At 53.1% G+C, this 19,498-nt stretch carries 18 protein-coding genes; 4 read left to right on the top strand and 14 right to left on the bottom strand.

Annotation, left to right across the window (positions count from 1 at the left end; all coding sequences use genetic code 11):
* Positions 1 to 189: 189 nt before the first annotated feature.
* Genes AAIG39_RS02580 through AAIG39_RS02560 form a run of 5 tightly spaced genes read right to left on the bottom strand, consistent with a single transcriptional unit; the run spans position 190 to position 4,758 of the window.
* Positions 190 to 885 carry an ABC transporter ATP-binding protein gene (locus AAIG39_RS02580; RefSeq protein WP_090082808.1) on the bottom strand — a complete coding sequence of 232 codons (696 nt, stop codon included), beginning with the start codon at positions 883 to 885 and terminating at the stop codon, positions 190 to 192.
* On the bottom strand, positions 878 to 1,660 hold the full coding sequence (locus AAIG39_RS02575) for an ABC transporter ATP-binding protein (protein ID WP_090082806.1): 783 nt from the start codon (positions 1,658 to 1,660) through the stop codon (positions 878 to 880). The genes AAIG39_RS02580 and AAIG39_RS02575 overlap by 8 nt, the downstream gene beginning before the upstream one ends.
* Positions 1,647 to 2,696, bottom strand: coding sequence for a branched-chain amino acid ABC transporter permease (locus AAIG39_RS02570; protein ID WP_090082804.1), 1,050 nt, complete (start codon positions 2,694 to 2,696; stop codon positions 1,647 to 1,649). The genes AAIG39_RS02575 and AAIG39_RS02570 overlap by 14 nt, the downstream gene beginning before the upstream one ends.
* On the bottom strand, positions 2,696 to 3,595 hold the full coding sequence (locus AAIG39_RS02565; protein WP_047371670.1) for a branched-chain amino acid ABC transporter permease: 900 nt from the start codon (positions 3,593 to 3,595) through the stop codon (positions 2,696 to 2,698). Before AAIG39_RS02565 ends, AAIG39_RS02570 begins: the two co-directional genes overlap by 1 nt.
* Positions 3,596 to 3,621: 26 nt before the next feature.
* Complete coding sequence (locus tag AAIG39_RS02560) at positions 3,622 to 4,758, bottom strand: ABC transporter substrate-binding protein (protein ID WP_090082801.1); 1,137 nt, start codon at positions 4,756 to 4,758, stop codon at positions 3,622 to 3,624.
* A gap of 651 nt (positions 4,759 to 5,409) precedes the next feature.
* Here AAIG39_RS02560 and dgcN point away from each other — a divergent pair.
* Genes dgcN through AAIG39_RS02545 form a run of 3 tightly spaced genes read left to right on the top strand, consistent with a single transcriptional unit; the run spans position 5,410 to position 8,263 of the window.
* On the top strand, positions 5,410 to 6,411 hold the full coding sequence (gene dgcN, locus AAIG39_RS02555; protein ID WP_249572701.1) for an N-acetyltransferase DgcN: 1,002 nt from the start codon (positions 5,410 to 5,412) through the stop codon (positions 6,409 to 6,411).
* Positions 6,411 to 7,388: an N-acetyl-D-Glu racemase DgcA gene (gene dgcA / locus AAIG39_RS02550; RefSeq protein ID WP_090082795.1), complete on the top strand. Its 978-nt coding sequence runs from the start codon at positions 6,411 to 6,413 to the stop codon at positions 7,386 to 7,388. The genes dgcN and dgcA overlap by 1 nt, the downstream gene beginning before the upstream one ends.
* Positions 7,389 to 7,414: 26 nt before the next feature.
* The gene (locus AAIG39_RS02545; protein ID WP_249572700.1) at positions 7,415 to 8,263 is read left to right on the top strand and encodes a D-amino-acid transaminase; all 849 of its coding nucleotides are present in this window, start codon (positions 7,415 to 7,417) and stop codon (positions 8,261 to 8,263) included.
* Positions 8,264 to 8,348: 85 nt separating this feature from the next.
* On the opposite strand, the gene AAIG39_RS02540 is transcribed toward AAIG39_RS02545, so the two are convergent.
* Entirely contained in the window at positions 8,349 to 9,182 is an 834-nt protein-coding gene (locus AAIG39_RS02540; RefSeq protein WP_343193122.1) for a glycosyltransferase family 8 protein, read from the bottom strand.
* Positions 9,179 to 10,561, bottom strand: a complete 1,383-nt coding sequence (locus AAIG39_RS02535) for a D-arabinono-1,4-lactone oxidase (protein ID WP_343193121.1) — start codon at positions 10,559 to 10,561, stop codon at positions 9,179 to 9,181. The genes AAIG39_RS02540 and AAIG39_RS02535 overlap by 4 nt, the downstream gene beginning before the upstream one ends.
* Before the next feature lie 434 nt (positions 10,562 to 10,995).
* Between AAIG39_RS02535 and AAIG39_RS02530 the strand changes: the two genes are divergently transcribed.
* A complete protein-coding gene (locus AAIG39_RS02530; RefSeq protein ID WP_343193120.1) occupies positions 10,996 to 12,024 on the top strand; it encodes a LacI family DNA-binding transcriptional regulator in 1,029 nt (342 codons plus the stop codon).
* Positions 12,025 to 12,095: 71 nt separating this feature from the next.
* On the opposite strand, the gene AAIG39_RS02525 is transcribed toward AAIG39_RS02530, so the two are convergent.
* The 7 genes from AAIG39_RS02525 to AAIG39_RS02495 all read right to left on the bottom strand — a co-directional run bounded on the left by AAIG39_RS02525 (position 12,096) and on the right by AAIG39_RS02495 (position 19,488).
* Positions 12,096 to 12,860 carry an HpcH/HpaI aldolase family protein gene (locus AAIG39_RS02525; RefSeq protein WP_090082781.1) on the bottom strand — a complete coding sequence of 255 codons (765 nt, stop codon included), beginning with the start codon at positions 12,858 to 12,860 and terminating at the stop codon, positions 12,096 to 12,098.
* Positions 12,861 to 12,887: 27 nt separating this feature from the next.
* A complete protein-coding gene (locus AAIG39_RS02520; protein ID WP_090082779.1) occupies positions 12,888 to 13,670 on the bottom strand; it encodes a 2-keto-4-pentenoate hydratase in 783 nt (260 codons plus the stop codon).
* A 29-nt stretch (positions 13,671 to 13,699) separates the two neighbouring features.
* A complete protein-coding gene (locus AAIG39_RS02515; protein ID WP_249572694.1) occupies positions 13,700 to 14,659 on the bottom strand; it encodes a D-2-hydroxyacid dehydrogenase in 960 nt (319 codons plus the stop codon).
* A 69-nt stretch (positions 14,660 to 14,728) separates the two neighbouring features.
* Positions 14,729 to 16,039, bottom strand: a complete 1,311-nt coding sequence (gene tcuC, locus AAIG39_RS02510; protein WP_139223022.1) for a tricarballylate/proton symporter TcuC — start codon at positions 16,037 to 16,039, stop codon at positions 14,729 to 14,731.
* Between the two features lie 131 nt (positions 16,040 to 16,170).
* On the bottom strand, positions 16,171 to 17,442 hold the full coding sequence (eno, locus tag AAIG39_RS02505) for a phosphopyruvate hydratase (RefSeq protein ID WP_343193119.1): 1,272 nt from the start codon (positions 17,440 to 17,442) through the stop codon (positions 16,171 to 16,173).
* Positions 17,439 to 18,467 carry a phosphotransferase family protein gene (locus AAIG39_RS02500; RefSeq protein ID WP_343193118.1) on the bottom strand — a complete coding sequence of 343 codons (1,029 nt, stop codon included), beginning with the start codon at positions 18,465 to 18,467 and terminating at the stop codon, positions 17,439 to 17,441. Before AAIG39_RS02500 ends, eno begins: the two co-directional genes overlap by 4 nt.
* A 574-nt stretch (positions 18,468 to 19,041) precedes the next feature.
* Positions 19,042 to 19,488 carry a DUF421 domain-containing protein gene (locus AAIG39_RS02495; protein ID WP_090082765.1) on the bottom strand — a complete coding sequence of 149 codons (447 nt, stop codon included), beginning with the start codon at positions 19,486 to 19,488 and terminating at the stop codon, positions 19,042 to 19,044.
* Between the last annotated feature and the right edge of the window lie 10 nt (positions 19,489 to 19,498).

Genomic DNA, 19,498 nt, shown 5'->3' with positions numbered 1-19,498 from the left:
AAAATTGAACGGGCATAGTATCGGCAACAAGATGGATGACTTTGCGTCAATATACGTTCTATTCCCCGGAGGGAAAACTACTAATATTTCAACTCATCCTGCGGAAAAAAGAGGTTTTTTTGCACGGATGGAGAGGTTGACCAGGACAAGCCCGGACAAGGCGTTGCGCCGTCATCCGGAAGCCCCGATTTATCCCCCCAGGTACATCTTTTTCACTTCCGGGTTCGCGAGCACATCCTTCGCCTCGCCGGAAAGTACAATTTTGCCGTTTTCCAGCACATAGGCCCGGTCGGCAATTTTCAGGGCCGCCGTAGCGTTTTGCTCAACCAACAAGATGGTGATGTTCTCCTCACGCAACTGACGAATGGTGGCAAATAACTCGCCCACCACTTTTGGCGCAAGGCCCAGACTCGGCTCATCAAGCATCAATAACACCGGTTCGCTCATCAAGGCGCGGGCGATGGCGAGCATCTGCTGCTCACCGCCGCTCATCGTGCCTGCCATCTGTTTACGGCGCTCTTTCAGACGCGGAAAGAGGCTGTACATCCTGTCACGCAGATGGGTGAAATTCGCCAGATTGTTATAGGCCCCCATCCGCAGATTCTCTTCGATGGTCAGGTTGGTGAAAATTTTTCGCCCTTCCGGTACCAGCGCCAGCCCCTTACGGACAATGTGATGCGTCTGACTGCGGGAGATATCCTCATTGAGAAAATTGACCGTTCCGGTGGAGCGCACCAGGTTGACGATACCGTTCAGCGTCGAGGTTTTCCCCGCGCCGTTGCTGCCAATCAGCGTCACGATTTCCCGGTCGTTAATCTCGATATCTACCCCTTTCAGCCCCTGAATAACGCCATAAAACACTTTTAGCTCACGGGCGCTAAGCATAATCTACGTCCCCCAGGTAGGCGGAGATCACCTCCGGATGTTGAATCGCGTCGGACATCAGTCCGCTGAACAACGGTTTGCCATATTCCAGTACCATGACGCGTTCACACAGGGCGTTCACGAACGGCATATCATGCTCAATTAACAACACGCTTAGCTGATAATCCTTACGCATGCGGAAAATCAGGTTTGCCAGATCCTCCGTCTCTTTGGGGTTCATCCCGGCGGCGGGTTCATCCAGCAACAGCAGTTTTGGCCCCGTCGCCAGCGCGCGGGCAATCTCCACTTTGCGCTGGTTGCCATAGCTCAGGTTGGTGGCCTGCATATTGGCGTACCCGGCAATACCGATATAATCCAGCAGCGCCATTGCCTTCGCCCGTGCGGCACGTTCGGCAGGAAAATAGCGACCAATATGCAGTGCCGCTTCCAGCAGCGAATAGTGGCTGCTGTGATCCAGCCCGACCATTACGTTTTCCAGCACGGTCATCGAGTTAAACAGGCGGATGTTCTGGAAGGTGCGTGCAATCCCTGCGTTCACCACCTTGTTCGGTTTTAGCCCTTTGATCGACTTGCCATCCAGCAATACGTTGCCACTGGTTGGCTTGTAGTTGGCGGTAATGACGTTAAACAGCGTGGTTTTCCCGGCGCCGTTTGGGCCAATCAGCCCAAAGATCTCGGCTTCATCGACGTGAAAACTGACGTTATCAATCGCGCGCAGGCCGCCGAACTGCATGACGACCTCCTGCACCTCAAGGATGACTTTATTTGACGTCATGGCGGCGTCTCCCGAAGCGGACTTGCCACACTTCTTTCTTGCCCAGCAGACCTTCGCGGGCGAATAACATAATGATCAGCAACAGCAGTGAGAACACCACCATACGCAGCCCCGGATAGGAGCCCAGATCGTGGCCGAACAGCGTCAACGGCTGGTCGAGAAAACGCAGCCATTCGCCGCTGCCCACAACCACGATAGTGCCGAGCAGGGCACCCGTAGTGCTACCCAGACCGCCCAGCACGATAATGATCAATAGCTGGAAGGTGAGCATAAAGTCGAACAATCCCGGCGCGATGGTAGTCAGCAGCGAGGCCAGCAAGCCGCCGCCAATACCTTCGAAAAAGGCGCTGGTGGCAAACGCACAGGTTTTGATCCGAAAAGTGTTCACCCCCATGGCGATGGCGGCGTCTTCGTCATCGCGGATCGCCTTCATCATGCGGCCATATTTCGACCAGACCAGTTGCAGGATCATCCCCGATGCCGCAAGGGCGAACAGCCCGCACCAGAACAGCAGATGGGGCTGCTGGGGAATATCATTTAGCCCAATGGCACCGTTGGTTATCTGCGGATTATTGATAGCGAGGATCTTGATAATAAAACCAAACCCCAGGGTCACAATAGCCAGATAGTCACCGCGTACGCGAAACACCGGGAACGCGAGGCATACCGCCAGGAACGCGGCGCACAGACCGCTTATCAACAGCGCCGGTAAGAAACTGGTATGCAACATCAGGATAAACGGACTTGGCGCGGCCATCTCGAACATCTCGGTTTTGCTCTCGCCGGAGAGAATAAACAGCGCGGTGACATAGGCGCCCACGGCGACAAATCCGTTGGGTTCCAGTGACAGTTGTCCGGTTACGCCGTTAATCAGGTTGTAGCTCACCGCCAGGATCATGAAGACAAATACGGTGCTGATAACCCGAATAATGTAATCGTTGAAAACCAGATTCATCCCGGCCAGTAGCGCGATAGCGAGCACAATAATGACCAGATTTCGCCCCTGAGCGCCGAGAGTGGTTGAAGCGTTAAACATTAGAAGCGGCTCCTTTCCAGACGTTCGTCACCCATAATGCCCACCGGGCGGAACAACAAGACCAGAATCAAAAACATAAAGGCAAAGGCATCTTTGTAACCCCCCAGTTCGGGGTACAGTGCGACTGCGACCACTTCGGTAAAGCCGAGAATGAACCCGCCCAGCACCGCGCCAGTAACGCTACCAATGCCACCGAGCACGGCGGCGGCAAACGCTTTCAGGCCAATCAGCACGCCCATCAATGGATCGATAGTCGGGTAGCTGATGGAATAAAAGACACCGCCCAGGGCGGCGAGGCTGCTGCCCAGTGCGAATACCAGCGAGATAATGCGGTTCGCATCGATACCCATCAGGCGCACGGTATTGACGTCAAATGCCACCGCGCGGATCGCCATCCCGTAGCGGGTACGGTAGAGCAGCCAGAGGATCGCCAGCAGCAGGAGTACGGTGATCAGCGGAACGACCCACGCCACGTTAGTGATGATGATGTGGCCAAAGGTCAGGGTGTTGTTAAACCAGTCCGGAGCAGAAAAGAAACGCGAGCTGCCGCCGAAGAGAACGTTAAACAGGTTTTCCAGGAAGAAGCTGACGCCAATGGCGGTGATCAGCATGGAGATTTTTGATGCCTGACGCAGTGGGCGATAGGCCACCCGGTCGATAAACATCCCCAACAGGCCGCAAAACCCCAGCGTCAGTAAAATAGCTACCCCGAAGGGCAGCCCAATAGAAGAAAAAAGAAACAGGGTCGCAAACGCACCGACCATCATGACATCCGCATGCGCGAAGTTGATCAGGCGCAGGACCCCATACACCATGGTATAGCCTATGGCGATCAGGGCGTACATGCCGCCCAGACTCATGCCATTGACGACCTGCTGGAGAAAAATGGTGCCATCCATCTACTTTAATAACCTCATATTACTGCTTACGGATTCACCACAGTTTTAAATGCCAGCTGACCATCTTTCACTTCGTTAATCACTGCGCTACGAATGGCGTCGCCGTCTTTCAGGGTTAACGTACCGGTTACGCCCTGGAAGTCTTTGGTCGCGCGGATTTTCTCGTTTACGCAGACGCGATCGTGCGGATCGCTACACTGGTTCATCGCATTGACTATAACGTTGTAGGCATCTGCCGCCATTGCGCCCCAGGTATGGGTTGGCGATTTGAATTTTTCTTCCCAGCCTTTAATAAAGGCTTCGCCTGCCGGGGTCTGTTCTTTGGCGTTCGGTGAGTAGTAGTCGGTGGTCATGTAACCGTTCACCGCATCTTTACCCACATCAAAGAACACCGGATCCGCCGCCAGACCGTCACCACCAACGACCGGTTTGTTTAAGCCCAGCTGTTTTGCCTGCACGGCAATCAGCGCGCCTTCGGTGTAGTAAATCGGCATGTAAATCATGTCGACGTTTTTGGCTTTCACGCTGGAAAGTTGTGCTTTAAAGTCTTTGCTGCCCGCAGGCGCCTGGACTTCAATTGGAATAGTCCCTCCGTTTTTCAGGAACTGGGCGCGGAAGGCTTTTGCCAGACCAACGGAGTAGTCATTGCTGCTGTCAAAGACGATGGCCGCCGTTTTTGCATTCAGATCGCGTGAGGCCAGATTGGCCCCCACCACCCCCTGGAAGCTATCGGAGAAACACACGCGGCTGACATAAGGATGGTTGCGGGTGACGCGGTCGTTGGTTGCGGTAGAGGAGACCAGCGGTGTTTTGCTGTCATCTGCAATTTTAACCATCGCCAGGGTGTTACCGGAGGTGACCTCACCGATCACAGCGTCCACTTTGTCGCTGGAAACCAGGCGCTGCATGGCGTTTGCGGCTTCGACTTTGTCACTTTTATCATCAATCACGATAAGCTTGACGGTGTCGCCATTTTTCAGGGTCGGGGTGATGCTCTGAATCAGTTCCAGGCCTTTCTGTGAAGGCTGACCATATCCGCTGAGCGGTCCGCTCAGGGGGAGTACCACACCGATTTTAATCTCTGCCGCCAGTGCGCTGTGCGCTCCAGCCAGGCCGGAAATCAGTACTGCCATTAAAGAGACTTTCCCACAAAAACTCTTCATTGTTACCTCACCGTCCGTCAGTTAATTGTGAATGTTGAATCATCAAATACCGCGTAACACTGAATACTGATACGCCTGGCACCACGCGGCCGCGTCGTCTGGAATGCGCTGCATGTCGTACTGACTTCTTCCGTAAGCGCGAGCCTGATATTTCCGTTAGAAACGAAAGCCGGAAGAAAAGATTATTAATTAATGGCCAGACCTTTTGATTTTCCAGAGATATTTCTGGTGGCAATTTCCATCAATAACGGATTCACCTTACATCCATTAATTGGATTTTTCTCATCCATTCTTCTTATAGATTTATCGCGTGTAATAGCACTATTTTGGATCGCTAAAATAGTGCATTGCGCCTTGTTGGTGCATGAATAGTGATTAGATCACATTGTGATAAATATTTTTACTACCTGGGTCCAGGGATAGGGGGGATTTAAAGATTAATATTTTCACAAGCGTTTTTCTCATTTCGTTTGTCAGAATAAAACACTGCCTAATCGCAATAAACATGGTAAATAAAGCCTGCGATAGCGACAGTTGACAATAATAAAACCCTTGTTATTCTGCATAAACAGTCAGCCTTTATTTAATTTTTTTCAGAAATGTTATTTCTGCGTTAATTTATTTTCAGTCTTATCCTGAGGGGGATAAATAATGAATATTCAAAAGCCCTATCTGCTTTTTCTTGGTGATGCGCATGACCAACTGGCAGCGAAAGTTGCCGATGGGATTAAACAATGGCACCCGGAATATTGCGTAGGTCAATACCGTATGGCGAATTGCCATGCCGATTGTCAATTAACGGATATGGATATTGATGCTGCGGTTAAAGCGGGCGCAAAAACACTGGTGGTGGGTGTTGCTAACCGTGGCGGTATTATTTCAAAAGAGTGGATTTCAGTACTGAGTTCGGCGCTGGAAAAGGGAATGGACTTAGCGGCTGGCCTGCATAATAAACTGGCCGATGTTCCCGAGCTGAAAGCGCTGGCCGAGCGCCTGGGCCGCAATCTGTTTGATGTTCGCCATCCGACGCAGCAATACCCGGTTGCCAGCGGGCGCAAACGTAGCGGCAAACGCGTACTGCCGGTGGGAACGGACTGCTCTTGCGGCAAGATGTATACCGCGCTGGCCATTGAAAAAGAGATTCTGGCGCGCGGCGGCAAAGCCACTTTTCGCGCCACCGGACAAACCGGCATTCTGATTAGCGGTGCGGGTGTAAGCGTTGACGCGGTGGTTTCCGATTTTGTCTCCGGCGCGGTAGAAACGCTCGCCCCGGCGAACGAGGCCGATCACTGGGATATCATTGAAGGGCAGGGATCGCTCTTTCATCCCTCTTTCGCGGGTGTGACGACCGGCCTGATTCATGGCGCACAGCCGGATGCGCTGGTGCTGTGCCATGAGCCGACCCGCACCCATATGCGTGGCGTGGATTATCCGATTCCGGACATTGCTGACTGTATGGCGCTGAACCTGAAAATGGCGCAGCTGACCAACCCGGATGCCCGTTTTGTGGGGATCTCTTTGAACACCTCCGCCCTGAGTGACGCCGATGCGCTGGCGCTGATGGCCGTGCTGGAAGCCCGTCATGGTCTGCCGGTGGTGGACCCCTTCCGCCAGGGCGTTGGCGCGATTGTTGATAAGCTGGCGGCACTCTAATGGAACTGACTATCGCCCATGAGCGCTGGCCATTGCGCCATGCGTTCACTATCGCCAGGGGAAGCCGCACCGTGGCCGATGTGGTGAGCGTCACCCTCCGGCTACAGGGATTTACCGGACGCGGCGAATGCTTGCCCTATGCGCGTTATGGCGAATCGGTTGAGAGCGTTATCGCGCAAATCGAGTCTCTGCGCCCCGCGCTGGCGGCGGGCATGACGCGTATGCAATTGCAGAGCGCACTGCCTGCGGGGGCGGCGCGTAATGCGCTGGATTGCGCATTCTGGGATCTTGAATGTAAGTCAGCAGGAGTGAGTATCTGGCAGCAGGCCGGATTGCCCGCGCCTCACAGTTTGCATACTGCCTATACCTTATCCCTTGATACTCCGGCGCGTATGCAGCAGATGGCGCTGGAAAACGCCTGGCGTCCGCTACTTAAGCTCAAGCTCGCTGATGACGAGGACATTGCCCGTGTGAGCGCCGTGCGGGAAGGGGCACCGCAAGCCAGATTGATTGTGGATGCTAACGAAGGCTGGGATGAGACGATCTATTTGCGTCAGGCTCCTGAGCTGGCGCGGCTTGGCGTCACGCTTATTGAGCAGCCGCTCCCGGCAGGCAAAGACGCCGTGCTGGCTCAGTTGCCCCATCCTGTGCCACTGTGCGCTGATGAATCCTGCCATGATCTTGACTCTCTTGGCGCTATCGCCGGGTGCTACGAGATGGTGAATATTAAGCTTGATAAAACCGGCGGATTAACCGAAGCGCTGCGCGTGCGGGAAGAGGCGACGCGACTTGGCCTGCAGATCATGGTCGGTTGCATGGTCAGCACATCATTATCGATGGCACCCGCCGTGGTGGTGGCGCAGCAGGCGAGTGTGGTCGATCTCGACGGGCCGCTGTTGCTGGCCGAAGATCGTGAATATGGGTTGCGTTATGACGGCAGCGAACTTTTCCCCCCGACCCCGGCGTTATGGGGTTAGTGGCGTAATGATGTAAGGAGATAGACATGTCACGCACGGTTTACCTCAACGGGGAGTATGTGCCGGAAGAAGAGGCCAAAATTTCCGTTTTTGATCGTGGTTTTTTATTTGCCGACGCGGTGTATGAAGTCACGGCGGTGGTGAATGGCAAGCTGGTGGACTTCGCCGGCCATTTTGCACGGCTCGCGCGATCCTGTCGTGAGCTGGGCTTATCCCTGACGCTTTCGGAAAACGATCTGCGCGAGATCCATCAGCGCCTGATCGCGGAGAATGATCTCACGGAAGGGGGGATCTATTTGCAACTGACGCGCGGTAACAGTGGCGATCGTGATTTTCACTTTCCACCGTCACAGACCCCTACCACACTGGTACTGTTTACCCAGTCGCGTGCGGTGGTAGACCATCCTGCTGCCAGTAAGGGCATTCGTGTGGTGACCTGCCCGGATATTCGCTGGCAGCGGCGGGATATTAAAACCGTACAGCTGTTGGCGCCGTGTCTGGCAAAAGCCTGGGCCGAGGCCAACGGCGCGGATGATGCGTTTCTGGTGGAAGATGGCTTTATTACCGAAGGCAGCTCCTGCAACTGTTATATCGTGACGGCGGATAAAACCATCGTCACGCGGCCACTGAGCAATAACATTTTGCATGGTATTACCCGTAAAGCGCTGTTACGTCTGGGTGAGGAGCACGGCATCACCTTCGAAGAGCGGTTATTTACGCCGGAAGAGGCGCGCCGGGCGAGCGAGGTGTTTATCAGTTCCGCCACTACCTTCGTCTGGCCGGTGGTCAGCGTCGACGGCCAGCAAATCGGCGATGGTAAGGCCGGGGAGATAACGAAACTGTTGCGCAGCATTTACCTCGAAATGGTGGAGTAACAGGTTCCCGGATACGGCTTCGCCTTATCCGGGCTTCGGTTATCTTCTTCTCCCCGGAGAGCAGACCGCACAAATCCAACCCCCCTCAATGCGGGTAATACTCCCACCACAGGCGGTGCAATGCATACCATTTGTCGCCGGGCGTGGGGGGCTTCTCCCAGGGTTTATCAATGATGTAATGCACATTCTTGACCTGGCTGAAATCCCACATTCGTGGGTGCTGCAAACTCAGGGTCTTTAACGCGTTATAACCATAATGCAGCGGTATCCAGCGATCGCGGAAAATGTCGTTGAGAAAATCCTGCTCGGCGAACACGTAACCAGAGATATCCGCCATGGCAGCCAACTGCGTCACCATTCTGTCGTACACCTCCTTGTCCGGCGTCAACAGCAGAAACCCGCCGTTAAGATAGTTATCCAGCGTGGCCGGTGGGTGTGCCGTCATTTGCGGGTCTTCACACCAGCTGTAGTAGCAGTTTTCAGGCTGCCAGCTTTCCGGGTAGCTGGCGATACGATTGGGGTTACACCGGCATGCGTGACAGGCGGCAATAAAGCCCGCCGGAAGCGGTAACCCGAACACCTCATCCATGTTCTGCACTACCAGCATATCGGCGTCGAGAAATGCCACGCGCTGATACTCCTCAAGGGTCCATACCGCCAGTTTGCTCCATACCTCGGCAAAGCGGGCATTGGCGTAGCGGTGCGCCAGCGCCGGGTCGGGTCCAAGGATCGGTACCTCACGAATCACGCATCCGGCATCGCTTAACGACCTGCGTATCCCGGACTCGATGCCAGGAGTCACCATCACGACCAGCGGCCACGGTGAGCCACTTTTTTGCAGCGAGTGGCGCAATGCCTCCACGCCCGGTACGTAGCCGGGCTGGGTGAGCAGCGTCACCCAGGCGAACGCGGCACTCATGACAACAGCTCCGCCATAAAATCATTGAGGAAGATCCCTCCAGGATCGAGCGTCCGGCGTACCTCCCGGAAGGCGGGTAATTGCGGGTAGAGCGTCGGCCAGTCATATAAACTGGCGTCGAAATATTTCCCCCAGTGTGGCTTCCCGCCCTCGCTTGCCAGCAGTGCCTCGACCGCGCGTAAAAAGGACAACCCCTCTTCGGAAAGTGAGCCATCTTCGGCGTAATAGACCACAAAACCGAAGAAACAGGTGGGCTGCTGCCAGGCGGGACTCAGCCAGGCATTTGATGGCCCGGTACAGCGCAAAATGATCGGGTAATGCATATGGGGCTGTTCGCGGGCATGCCACTCCCGGATCTGGGTGATAATAGCGGGGGCGCGGTCCATCGGTACGCCGATCTCAATATTGATCTGCGGCGTGGCGATGCCGCGACAGAAGACCTGATAGATATCGCCAGTCACGTCGGAGAAATCTTTAAAGCGCGTCACGGTACGAAACGGCTTGCCGTTCTCATCCAGGATACGGGTGTCGTTGCGCATATGTTGCAGGGTGTTTTCCACCGCAACATTCATCTGGTCACTGGTCTCTTCCAGCGCCAGCAGATCACCATGGTTCTCCCGCCAGGCCTGACGCTCAGTGTTATTCGCTTCCCGGGCATTCCACGCGTGGACTTTGTTTTCATCCACAAACCACCAGGCTTTGCTGAATGACCATTGCTGATTCCAGGTAATCAAATCCTCTTCGAGCGTATCGGCGCTGTGCGCGCTTTTAAAACAGGTAAACTGGGTATAAGGACGCGTGCGGAGCGTGACGGCGCTAATGGCGCCCAGCGTTCCCAGCCCCAGTTGTGCTGCTGCAAACCAGGGGTGCTGATTATCCAGCGTATGAATCTGGCCCGCGGCATCAATCAGCCGGATAGCAAGAGCGTCATCCGCCAGTGAGCTTTGTTGCATACCCTGACCGTGCGTGCCGGTAGAGATCGCGCCGGCCAGCGTCTGTGAGGCAATCACTCCCGGCGAGGCGTTGAGCATGCGGTTCATGGATGTCAGAACTTCATACACCTCATGCAGCGGGGTACCTCCGGCAAAGGTGACGCTATCGTTGCTCACCGCCAGCAGGCCCCGCAGACGGGAGAGATCGATCAGGATATCCTGCGGCTGGGTTATCGCGAGCATCCTGCCCGGAGACATACGACTGCCCATGATACGTACTCGCCCCCGGCAACTGGCGATAGCCTGTTGCAACTGCGCTTCATTTTCTGGCGCGATAACCGCGCGTTCCTGTGCCAGCGTGGCGTTTTGTGCCCAGTTCAGGACAGTGTGCTCATCTGCAACGGGTTGCGTCTGACGACGTGGGAAAAGCGGTTGCCGGGTGGTCATTGGCGTCTCCTTCTGATTAAATTTATCCTCTCTGACAGCATAGCCCGTCATGTAAAAATGTGAGGAATGTCTCGCTTGTTCTTGTGAAAAAACAGTACTACGGGCAGGTAAGAAATGCAGGGAAGAGGGGGTTTTGAGGGGAATTAAACCTTCTTTTTCATTATTTATATTAATAACCCTTAATTTTCGCTTAATAAAAGAACGGCTCTTAAGGCAAGTTAAAATATTTATAAGTTTGCACTATGTCTAATTAATTCATGCAGATGTTAGTATGGCAAAATGATAGTGCCAGATATAAGAATCTGTTATTATGGCTTATGCACAATATTATTGATGCATTTTCACAGCGAAAAACTGTAGGGATTATAATTTAATCCCCGGCTTTCTGAATTGATGACGGGAAATCCGAGCCAGGACGACATTAAGGTGACGCAGTGACAATAAAAAAATTGGCTGCAATATTGGGCTTATCTCATACCACGGTATCACGGGCTTTAAACGATCATCCCGCCATTAGCCAGGCCACAAAAGAGAGTGTGTTACAGGCTGCGCGAGAATATGGTTATATTCCCAATAGTGCCGCGCGGGCGCTGCGTAATGCCAGTACCGGCGCATTTGGTCTGGTGATCCCCGATATTCAGAACGATTTTTTTATTACCGTTACCAATGCCATCGCGCATGTTGCCGCCGAACGCTCATGGCAGATGATGCTGGGCATTACCAGCGACAAGCCGGAAATGGAGCATACCGCGCTGTTGCGTTTAATGACCGCCCGCGTGGATGGCATTATTTTCGCGCCGACGGCCAACCCTGTCCCGGAAACGCAAGAGCTGATTACCCGCACGAATGGCGTCCAGCTGCTGCGTAGACACCGCAGCCTGCAGGCGCCCGTTATCGCCATTGACGATCGCCACGGCATTTCGCTGGCGGTAAAACACTTGCGTGAGCTTGGGCACCAGCGTATCGGTTATATTGGCTCTTCCGAAGAGCTGAGCACCGGCTATGAACGTTTGCAGGGTTTTTTGCAATGTTTCACGCTGGCAGAACAAACGGCGCTCCAGGCGCTTATCCATGTCGGCCCACCGCAGGCCGGGTTTGGCGGTGACGCTTTCAGGCGCATTATGGCCGCAGACATGCCACCCACTGCCCTGGTGCTCGGCAGCCCACGTTACGCCATGAGTATCTTACTGGCCGCGAAAGAGAAAAGTATCCGCATCCCTGACGATCTTTCGCTGGTGGCCTATGGCGATGTCTCCTGGAGCAGTTTGCTGGAGATGAAACTGACCTATATTTCGCTGCCCGAAAAACAGATTGCTGACGCCTGTGTTGCCATCATTGATCGCCTGATGAATCAGGAACAAACACTCACCCCGCAGGCCTTTTATGCCTCTACCGACAGCCAGATTTTTACCCCCTCGCTGGTGACTGGCGACTCCACAAAAGCGTTTATCGCCCGTTGCTAAAAAAAACCGGATGGGGCTGCCGCGCTCATCCGGAAAAGAAAAACCAATGCTAATACAAGTGCTTCGGGAAACTATCTGAATTTCGCCAGCAACTGCTCCGCGCCTTTGGTCAATAGCCCCTGGTCAGAACCAATGGCGATCATCTGGAAACCCAGCTCGATATAACGGCGAGTCTGCGCTTCGTCCGTACAGAGAATGCCGACGGCCTTCCCGGCAGCTTTGATGCGCCTGCCGGTTTCTTCAATCACTTTAATAACTTCCGGGTGCATCGGCTGACCGATATAGCCGAGGCTGGCGGCGAGATCGCCTGGGCCGATAAAGAAGGCATCAATGCCATCAATGGCCGCCATCGCCTCAATATTTTCCAGCGCCAGGGTGGTTTCCGGCATCACGATGAGACAAATTTCTTCCTCGCAGGTAGTGGCGTAGTCTTTAATCCGACCAAAGCCGGATGCGCGCGGCGCGCCACAGTAGCCGCGCACGCCGCGAGGCGGGTAACGCACGGCGGACACCAGCGTTTTTGCCTGCTCAACGGTATCCACCTGCGGCACCATCAGGGTATTTACCCCCGCATCCAGATAACGCTTAATCAGTGAAATATCGTGGTTAGGTATGCGAACGATGGGCTGAGTCGGTCCGCCAGCCGCACAGGCCTGCAACTGCGAGTAAATTTCGATATATTCACTCGGCCCATGTTCCGCATCGAGTCCAATAAAGTCATAACCGCAGCCGGAGAGGATCTCGGCGGCGATATAGCTGCCCAGTTGGGTCCAGAGGCCTAACTGTAACGTGTTGTTTTTTATGGCGTGCCTGAAATGATTTTTTTGCAGTTCCATAACGGCCTCCTTTAAGCCTGCGCTCCTTTATTCGGCAAAGCGGGTGCTGATAAGGCCCACACCCGTGATTTCCGCGTCAAAGGCATCGCCTGGTCTTGCGGACACCGCCGGGCCGATAGCGCCGGTGATAACAAACTCGCCCGCGCGCAGGGGCTTACCAATGCGCACCAGGTCATCTGCCAGCCATTTCAGCGCATGCAGCGGGTGGCCGAGAATGGCCGTCGCTTTGCCTTGTGAAACCACTTCCCCCGCCCGTTTGGTGACCATTTCGCTGCGAGTGATATCGCAGTCGCAGAGGTACACCGGCCTGGTACCAAGTACCACCAGACACGCAGCGGCGTTATCTGCGACGAAGTCACAGGACTTCACGTTCCAGCCGGTGACTCGGCTGTCGCAGATCTCAAACGCGGGCAGGATGTAATCAACGGCGTTGATGATGTCGAGGATGGTGTGCCCGGTTTGCGTCAGGTCTTTTTTCAGGACGACGGCAATCTCGGTCTCCACTCGCAGATCGCTGACTGCCGTTTTAGTGATTTCCGCACCGTCGACCAGCACCATGTCGGCATAAATGTTGCCATAACACGGGTCTGAAATGCCGAACTGCTTCTGCACAGCTTTGTTGGTTAAGCCCAGCTTTCGTCCAACCAGACGGCGGCCCTGCGCCTGCCAGATTTTGTCGTTATAGTCCTGAATCATGTAGGCGGTCGTCAGATTTTCACTGTCGACAAGGTCGCGAATCGGGTCGCCAGCTTCGTTGTTCTCCCAGGCCTGGCGTAGCAAATCCGCTGCTTTGATAATGTTGTTTTCCATTGTTCTATCTCTTTATTTATCACGTAATATCAGTTGCCGACCTGGTTTTGCGGTTCTCCGGCCAGATAAGCTTTAACGTTGTCAACGGTGGTCGCCAGAATGCGTCCGCGCGCTTCCACCGAGGCCCAGGCAATGTGTGGGGTAATAATGCAATTCTTCGCGCTCAGCATCGGGTTATCAGGCACCGGCGGTTCTTTGGAGAGCACGTCGACGGCGGCACCGGCAATCACGCCATTATTGAGCGCGTCGGCAAGGTCAGCCTCGTTAATCAGATCGCCGCGCGAGGCGTTAAGCAGCAGGGCGGATTTCTTCATCTTGCGCAGGGATTCTGCGTTGATCATCCCTTGTGTTTTGGGCGTCAGTAAGCAGTGCAGACTGATAACATCGGCTTCGGCGTAAAGGGTATCGAGGTCAACGTAGCGGACGCGGTCGTTTTCCAGCGCTTTGTTCTGGTATTCGTCATAAGCCAGTACATTCATACCCAGCGCCTGTGCCACGGCGCCGAACGCCTGACCAATGCGGCCATAGCCAATGATGCCCACATTTTTGCCCGTCACTTCGAGCATCGGTTTGAGCCAGTAGCAGAAATCCGGTTTATTCCCCCAGCCGCCTGCGTGGACATCGTTATTGTGCAGACCAACCTGGTTGCACAGCTCCAGCATCAGCGCGGTTGTAAATTGCGCGACGGTAGAGGTGCCGTACGTCGGGACATTCGAGACCGTGACGCCGTGGGCTTTTGCCGCAGTAAGGTCAATAACGTTATAGCCGGTCGCCGTAACGCCGATAAATTTCAGATTCGGGCACTGGCTGAATTCTTTTTCGCCTAATACGACTTTGTTGATAATTGCAATTTCCGCATCGCCAATTCTTTTAACCACTTCTTCCGGCGTCGAGTTGTCATAAACGGATATTTCACCCAGTTGCGAAAGTGCGTCCCACGACAAATCGCCAGGATTAAGAACGCCACCATCTAAAATAACAATTTTCATACATTACCTGTTCCAGTTTATTAGTAGCAGTACATCAACTTAATCGATGTACTGCTGTTTAGTCAGCAATTAATGTAATTCTTTGGTCTGATTAATTGCTGTTTGTTTATGGTCGAGGGTTAATACGGCCAACAAACTCAATACGGCGTTAAATCCAAGCCATACCCCCACCATCGCATTGCTGTTAAAGGTGTGGTTAAGCCAGGTACAAATTGCTGGCGTCAGACCACCCAGTACGGCGGCGGCGACAGCCTGGGCAAAAGAGTAACCCGCCGTACGTGCATGCGCCGGTACCAGTTCTACCATCGCGGCAACCTGTACGGAGCTATAGCAGGCGTACATGAAGGAGAACCACAACTCAAAGACGACGAATTTAAACACTGTCGGGTCGGCAGCCAGCCAGGAGAGCATCGGCCATGCGGTGAGGGCACCGGTCAACGTCACCACGATCAGCATAGTTTTTCTGTTGACCCGGTCAGCGATCATCGCCGTGATCGGCAGCCAGAACAGGATCGACAGGCCAACAAAGAACAGCGTGATAAAGCCAACGTTCTCACCGAGGTTCAGGCTTTTGATAAAGGTGGGTGCATAAGTCGTGACCGTCTGCGCGGTGACGGTTGCCATCGCTACCATCCCCATGCAGACCACAATGGTACGCCATCCGGTGACCAGACTTGTGCAAATCTCTTTAATGGTTGGTGTGGTTTTCTTCTTCGCGAAAACTTCGGTTTCTTGCAGGTTTGAACGCAGCCAGAACATCAACGGGATAACCGCGCAACCAATCAACAACGGAACGCGCCAGCCCCAGTCGTGCAGATCTTCGGTGGACATGTTGTACAGCAGTACCAGGCCGATAATGGAGGCAGCCATGACCGCAAACTGCTGAGAACCCACCTGCCAGCAGGTATAGAATGCCCGGCGATTCGGCGGCGATATCTCTGCCAGATAGACCACAACGCCACCCAGTTCCGCACCGGCCGAGAAACCTTGTAGTAAGCGCCCGAGAATGACGATGATCGGCGCGGCTATGCCGATTGAGGCATAGGTCGGCGTCATGGCGACGCACAAAATACCGATCGACATCAGGGTCAGGGCCATGATTAACCCTTTGCGGCGACCGTGACGATCGGTATAAGCCCCGAGAATAATGGCCCCAAACGGACGGGCGAAGAAGCCTAAAGCAAATGTCATCAGCGTGAGCATTAATGACACATATTCATTATCTGACGGGAAATAAGCCTGCGAAATATAACGTGCATAATAGCCATAGACCATAAAATCGTATATTTCGAGGGCATTTCCGGCACCCACCTGAACAATGGGTTTAATCTGCATTTTCTTTCTGGCTGCAGGCAGAGCCTCGCCGCTGTAATCGGTCATTTGAATCTCCTGAAATTATATATCGACAATTTGGAAAAACTCATACAACCAGAACAGACATCGAAAATTCAGGTCAATGCGTAGGGCCCGGAGATAACGCCTGTTCAGCTAATCGGAATAAAATTAAAAAATCATTTATGATTTAATGCGGCTATGCCAAAAAATCCCAGAGCATTCGTCTCTTCCAGTCGAATAGCTTCATTCCATTTTGATGTCCGCTCTGCACGGGTTATTGAGCCCACTTTTAATTGCCCGGCATTCAAACCTAATGCGAGGTGGACAATAATATTGTCTTCGGTTTCACCTGAGCGCGCGGAAACAATCGAGCCATATCCTGCTTTTTGCGCTTCGGCAAAGGCATTACGTAATTGGGTAATGGTGCCAGACTGGTTGGCTTTTAATAATACGGCGTTACAGGCCCCTATTTTCGCTGCCGCTTTTACACGTTCGCCATTTGTCACGAAATAGTCATCGCCGACAATTTGCACGCGAGAACCAGCCGCTTTAGTAAAGGCGATAAGGCCTTTTTCATCATCTTCTGCCAGCGGATCTTCAATAGAGAGGATCGGATAACGATCCAGCCACCCGAGCAGTAATTCACACATACCGTCGGAGTCATATTCCGAAGATTCCAGCGCCAGGCGGTAGCGCCCCTCTTTACCAAATTCGGACGAGGCGATATCCAGTGCGATAGAGACATCCTGGCCCGGAATATAACCTGCGCCTTCAATCGCTTTCACCAGGGTGTCCAGCGCCTGCTCATTGCTGCTAAATTCTGGCCACCAGCCGCCTTCATCTGCCACGCCGCTTAAATGACCGCGCTGTTTCATGATGCGGCCTGCGCTGTGATAAACCTCAGCGGTCATCACCAGCGCCTCTTCAAAGGATTTCGCCCCGTTGGCGATAACCATCAAATCCTGAATATCGATACGGCGCCCGGCGTGCGCACCGCCGCCGAAAATCTGAATTTGCGGCAGCGGCATCGCCACTTTCTGGTCACCCGCCAGATATTTCCAGAGCGGCTGGTGGGCATTATTGGCCGCCGCATAGATAGCCGCCATGGAACAGGCAACCGAGGCATTGCCTCCCAGACGGGAGAAGGTGCCCGTACCGTCCAGTTCAATCAGAATACTGTCGATAAGTTCCTGATCGTTGATGTCCGTGCCGATAAGCGCCGGGGCAATTTCGTGTTTAATGTTATACAGCGCTTTTTGCACATCTTTGCCGCCGAGGACGTTACCGCCATCGCGCAATTCCACCGCTTCATGCATCCCGCAAGAGGCCCCGGCGGGTGCCATACCGCGACCAAACAGACCATTTTCCAGATGAACTTCAACCTCAACCGTTGGCCAGCCGCGGGAATCCCATACACGACGTCCCATCACACTTTTAATGTGACTCATAACCCGTTCTCCTTCCTCCAGAATGATGTAATGTCTTTTAATTGCGTAAATTGAAGTTCCAGTAATGCGCAACTTGCGCGACGTACCTTATGCGCGTGCTGATCCTGTAAATATTCCGCTGGTGATTTACCGTCGACGCGCGCCAGAATTAAGCAGGGAAGCAGCGTGGCGACTCGGGTTTCATATTCCCCGGCGGGTTCCCACGTTATGCGGTTAAAATAGCTTTGGTACATTGCATCAAAAGCGAGCATGAGTTTTTTCTGCCTCTCCTGAGACCCGGCAATAACCGTTTTCAGCAGGAAGTGGTTTAAGCAAAATGCTAAATCGAATGCCGGGTCGCCATACCATGCGCATTCCGCATCGAGAATGACCGGGCCATCCGGGCCGCGTAAGATATTTTTCGGGCTGATATCACCATGAACCAGTGCCAGTCTGGTCGATTGCGTTCTGCGTAATACCGCCAGAATAAAGTCAGCATATTTCGGATGAACGCGGGCGATCTCCCCAAGATAGGGATCAAGACGCAGCGAAAAAAAGTTATCGTCGTAGGCGAATGTTTTTGCCAGTGCTTCACTTTTCGCGGTCTTCTGATGAATTTCACCTAATATGCTGCCTGTCTGCGCGGCAAAATCGATATCAATTTCCCCGTTTAAGAGCTGTGCTTTCCAGTTATGAAAATGCTCTGCGGGCAGATAATCCATCACAAAACAGAGCGCCTTACGATCGACGCCTGTTATATGGGGAACCGAATGCGGCGCGATACCGGCGACGGTTTGCATCCAGTCTATTTCGGCAAAGACGCGTTCAAGCGGTGCATGCCACTCTTTAGCCACTTTTAATTTTGGCAGTGCCTGTTTCAGGCAAAACTGCCTTTCCCCGACGTTGACTTTCAATATGTTGGATGAAACACCGCCCGTGAGCGGGCTGACGCGCAGGGGCTCTTCAGCTTCGAGGAGGCCCATTGTTTGCAGCACATCGCGTATTGCATCCTGACTGGCTGAAAGATCTTTGAAATACGTTTCCATGCATCACCCGTAATTGATCTATTTACGTAACTGTTCCTGACGAGTAAAAAAAAGCAAGCGCTCCCTTTCGGCGAAATTAGCCGTTACGCGTCTGGCGCTGCTTATTTACAGCGAAAGGGTATCTGTCATGGTGATAAGAATATGTCTGGATAAATGCTTACCGTCCCGAATTTAGCTTTTTTAGCTTAGTGCATTTATTTATGCACACGTGTGCATAAGAGTCAATGAACCGGCGGGATAATTATGTTGATGTGCCTCTCATTTATTTTTTAATGGGTGCAACTTTTTGGTTTTCTTATGTTTTTGTGAATGTGATCTTGATCGTAATTATCAGAAATGGGATTTTTACGTCCTTTCCTGAACCTGGCTTTCTCTGCCCGGTAAGGGGGAATTATGCGGATGTGATTTTGATAACCACAGCGATAAAAGAAAATGCGTTTAACTTTCTGGAGTTTGTAAATATCACTTTTACGGAATTGATTGAACGTTAATGATGATTAAGGGGGCCGGCCGCAGCCGGCGCCCTGGGTGCGGCCTGCGGCATAAATACAGATAGCCGCAGCGCAGACCCGATTTATGGCTGCTTCGCAATAATCGAAATATGGCCGTTGCGTTCAAGAATGGCGTACTTAATATCGTCAAGCTTATCAATGCCCTGATTATTACGTGCCGAGACCATGATGTCATCATAGGTGATATCGGCTTCTTTCATTTTGCCGCGCAACATCTGACCATGTTCCACCAGAATGACCGGGGCACCGTCGATAATGTCTTCAGCGTTATTGATATATTTTTTGATGTAGCCAAACAGGATGTCCACCGTCACCAGGGTGATGATGGTCAGTGCCGCGCCGGTGACAGAAAAATCATTTCCCAGTAGCGCCTGTTGTGTGGCCTCGCTGATTATCAGCAGCAAGATAAGGTCAAACGAGGTCATTTGTAACAGCGCCCGGCGTCCGGCGATTTTAAAAACCACCATCAACACCAGATAGATGGCGATTGCCCGTAATACCATTTCCATTGTCTCGCCC

Source organism: Phytobacter palmae, from assembly GCF_039409775.1.
In the GTDB taxonomy this organism is placed as follows: Bacteria; Pseudomonadota; Gammaproteobacteria; order Enterobacterales; family Enterobacteriaceae; genus Phytobacter; species Phytobacter palmae.
This window is presented reverse-complemented; position numbering and strand designations above follow the sequence as displayed.